This window comes from Actimicrobium sp. GrIS 1.19, assembly GCF_035984655.1.
Classification (GTDB): Bacteria; Pseudomonadota; Gammaproteobacteria; order Burkholderiales; family Burkholderiaceae_D; genus Actimicrobium.
The window spans coordinates 1-4,125 of the sequence record NZ_JAXCHT010000065.1; the positions used below are offsets into that span (position 1 = coordinate 1).

At 58.0% G+C, this 4,125-nt stretch carries 2 protein-coding genes; both read left to right on the plus strand.

The window, feature by feature from the left end; all coding sequences use genetic code 11:
- Positions 1 to 227 precede the first annotated feature (227 nt).
- Positions 228 to 2,588, plus strand: a complete 2,361-nt coding sequence (locus RCH09_RS19390) for an AAA family ATPase (protein WP_326942786.1) — start codon at positions 228 to 230, stop codon at positions 2,586 to 2,588.
- Entirely contained in the window at positions 2,585 to 4,039 is a 1,455-nt protein-coding gene (locus RCH09_RS19395; RefSeq protein ID WP_326942787.1) for a UvrD-helicase domain-containing protein, read from the plus strand. Before RCH09_RS19390 ends, RCH09_RS19395 begins: the two co-directional genes overlap by 4 nt.
- Positions 4,040 to 4,125: the final 86 nt, after the last annotated feature.

Genomic DNA, 4,125 nt, shown 5'->3' on the forward strand with positions numbered 1-4,125 from the left:
CGAAATAGCGAACGCGCATGGCTGGCTTGCCCCCGACAGCGCGCTACCCGAAGACACCGTTCTGGCCTCGGCGCTGATGCGCAAGGAGGCCTTGCTATACGGCATTCCCATGGTCGGCAGCGCCTGTATCTCCTCTGAGGTGCTTGTAGGTAATATATGAACGCGTTGATACCGCATAAAAATCAGGCACCTGTAGCACGGTTGCCAGCAACTGAGGAGACAACACAATGCACATTGAGCACGTTGAGATTGGCAATTTCCGGAAACTCAAAGCGGTACGCATCGATTTTTCGGAGCAGAAGACGGTCTTTGTCGGTGCCAACAACAGCGGGAAAACTTCTGCGATGGTGGCGCTTCGGAGATTCTTGGTCGAGCCGTTCGAGTTCACCGTCAATGACCTGACGCTCTCTCACTGGACAGAGATCAATGCATCGGCCGCCGGGTGGGAGGTGGCGGTCAACAGCGGCGAGGCGCCAGTTGCGCTTGACTGGAGCGATGTTCTCCCGTTCCTCGATGTCTGGCTCAATGTCTCCAACAACGAGCTGCACTATGTTCAGAAACTGTTGCCGACCCTGGACTGGAAAGGCGGACATCTTGGTGTTCGACTTCGCTTGGAGCCGAAGGACGCCGAGGGCCTTCAGCGGGAGTACTTGAAGGCTAGGGCGGCTATCACGGAACTACTTGCGGCGCCTTCCGTCGCCGCGTCTGTTGTCGCGGCGGCGGAAGGCGCCGCCGACTTGGTCATCGAAACGGTCGCGGTGCCGTCAGCAGCGCACGCCTATACGTTCACGCTGTGGCCACAGTCCATGATGGACTTCCTCGGTCGTCGATTGCGCGGCCTCTTCACGGTACGCGCGTACCTTCTGGATCCAGCGGCAATCAAGAAGCCGGAGGGCGGCTTGGCGATACCTCAGGTGCTGTCCCCCGACAACGATCCGATCGACGGCGATCCCTTCAAGGGATTGATCTGCATCGATGAGATCAGCGCACAACGCGGGTTTGGTCACGCCGGCAGCACACGAGTCCTCAGCGAAGACGATCCCAAATACGACCCGCAGGAGGCACGCGGCGGCAAGAAGTTGTCCGCCCAACTGCGGTCGTACTACACACAGCATCTGGATCCATATGACAAGCCTGAACCCAAGGACCTGACAGCGCTGCAGGCCATCCACGATGCGGAGACAGCTTTTGAGGCGCGTCTGACAGAGGGCTTCGCCGCAGCGCTGAAGGAACTGGAGCACATCGGCTATCCAGGCGTCACAGATCCGAAACTGACGATCACCACGCGGATCAAGCCGACAGACGGCCTGAACCACGGCTCGGCCGTCCAATACGAAGTGCCCACGCATCTGGCCGAGGCGGCAAAGGGGCACCGCTTGCCGGAGGACTCGAACGGCCTTGGATACCAGAATCTGGTTTCGATGGTGTTCGGTCTCATGAGTTTCCGCGACAGATGGATGCGTGTCGGCAAGGCTGGCGGCTCAGTCGCCGATGAAGACAGCTTCGTACCGCCGCTTCATCTCGTACTCGTTGAGGAACCGGAGGCCCACCTGCATGCCCAAGTGCAGCAGGTATTCATCAAGCAGGCGTATGCGGTGCTTCGGAAACATCCAAAACTGGGTGACGCCACCGCCCTGAAAACCCAATTGGTCGTCAGCACGCATTCCAGTCATCTTGCCCACGAATGCGATTTTTCTTCCCTGCGGTATTTCCGTCGCCTGCCTGCGCCTACCCAAGCAGGCGCGGTGCCGATTGCATCGGTGGTGAATCTTTCGGAGGTGTTCGGCGACGCCGATCTAACGGAGAAGTTCGTCACGCGCTATCTCAAGGCTACCCACTGCGACCTGTTTTTTGCGGACGGCGCGGTGTTGATCGAAGGGCCAGCAGAGAGAATTCTCGTTCCACATCTTGTTCGCGAACGTCCTGAGTTTGAGTATTTGCGCCGGTGCTACATAACTTGGCTCGAAATTGGCGGTAGCCACGCGCATCGTCTCAAGCAATTGCTTGAACACCTTGGGCTCACCACGTTGATCGTCACCGACATTGATGCCAAGGATGGCACGTCGGGCGCGGCCTTGCCACCGAAGCGCAATAGCGGGCAGAAGGCGCGAAACGAAACATTGAAGTCGTGGGTTCCCGCCGAGGATTCACTGGATGCCCTGCTCGACAAAGCCGGCCCCGACCTTGTCAAGGAAGACCCCAGCGGATACGCGATACGAGTAGCCTATCAGCAGCCGATCAATCTCAGCTTCAAATCGAGGCCTCCGGCCGAGGCGCTCGCGAATACCTTCGAGGATGCACTCCTCTATGAGAATCCGACCCTGTTCGCCGACTTGCCTGGTCACGGACTTATTGCGAAATTTCGCGATGCTCTTGCGGACAGCACCGACCTCGATGGGCTCGCAGCGGCCGTGCATGTGGCCTTGAAGGCTGGGAACAAAGCAGAATTTGCGCTCGATCTTCTCTACAGCGACAAGATCACGACGCTGAAAGTGCCTGCGTACATCCACGAAGGTCTTACCTGGCTTGCCGTGCAATTGAAGCGCAAGGAGCAAGATGCCATCGGCAAGACGAAGGTGGTCGCATGACGGCGGCCGCCAGCAGTGTGCCAGACAACGACCTGGACAACCCGGCCGATGAGGAGATCGCGACGTGTCTCGATCTGGCCGCTCCTCGAAGTTTTTTCCTGTTTGCCGGCGCGGGTTCCGGCAAGACACGATCACTGGTCAAGGCGCTCGACCATGTGCGGCAATTGCACGGCGAGACGCTTCGGTTTCGGGGCCAGCGCGTTGGCGTTATCACGTTCACCAATGCGGCATGCGATGAAATCAACCGTCGCTTGGAGTTTGATCATACGGTTGAGGTCTCGACGATCCACAGCTTCGCCTGGTCTCTTATCAGCGGCTTGAACCATGACATCCGGGAGTGGCTGAGAAAAAATCTCGCTACGGAAATCGCAGAAATCCAGGTGCTTGAGGCCAAAGGTCGCAGCGGAACCAAGGCGTCGGCGGAGCGCATCAGCAAAATCGCTTCCAAGGGCAAGCGGTTGGCCAATTTGAACACCGTTCGTCGTTTCATCTATAGCCCCTCCGGTGACAACCGCGGACGCGATGCACTCAACCACAGCGAGGTCATCAAGATATCGGCGACCTTCTTACAGACCAAGCCAGCAATGCAGAGCATTCTGGTCGGGCGCTATCCGATTCTTCTTATTGACGAAAGCCAGGACACCAATAAACTTCTGATCGATGCCTTGTTCGCGGTTCAGTCGCACCACCGCGAGCGTTTCGCGCTTGGCCTGCTGGGGGACATGATGCAGCGGATCTATAGCGACGGAAAGGAGGGCTTGGGCCAGAACCTGCCGAGCGATTGGGCTACACCAGGGAAGCGCTTGAATCACCGCTGTCCCAAGCGGGTGATCAGATTGATCAACAAAGTTCGCAGAACAATTGACGATCAGGAACAAGTTCCCCGTACAGACAGCGCTGAAGGCTGGGTTCGCCTCTTCATTCTCCCCAGCGATACTACTGACAAGCCAGCTGCCGAACGGGCTGTGGCGCAGCGAATGGAGCAACTCACTGCGGATGAGGGATGGGGGCGCGCCGAGACTTACAAGAGCCTGACCCTCGAACACAGGATGGCTGCGAGAAGGATGGGCTTCCTGGAAATGTTTGTCGCCCTTCACGAGGTGGAAAGCTTCCGGACTGGCCTTCTCGACGGTAGCCTGTCGTCCGTGCGCTTTTTCTCCGAGCAGGTCCTGCCGCTCGTGAGCGCGCAGCGACGCAGCGATCGTTTCGCCGTCGCGCGCATCGTTCGCACATTGTCACCGCTACTCAGTGGTGACAAACTCCGGGCGACCGAAGATCAGCCGACGCAGTTGCGTCATGCTAGAGAGGCGATCGACAGCTTGATGTCGCTTTGGCAGGCCGGCGCTGAACCGACTTTCGGCGATGTCCTGCGCAACGTTGCGAGCAGTGGACTCTTCGCCGTGCCTGACGCACTTCGACCAAGCGTCGACCGCGATCTCTCGCTAGCCTGAATTTTGCATAAAAAAGGGCAAGAATGCCGTAAGTGATTGATAAAATGTAAGTTATCGAGAAACACACTCATCAACACAAACGCCAC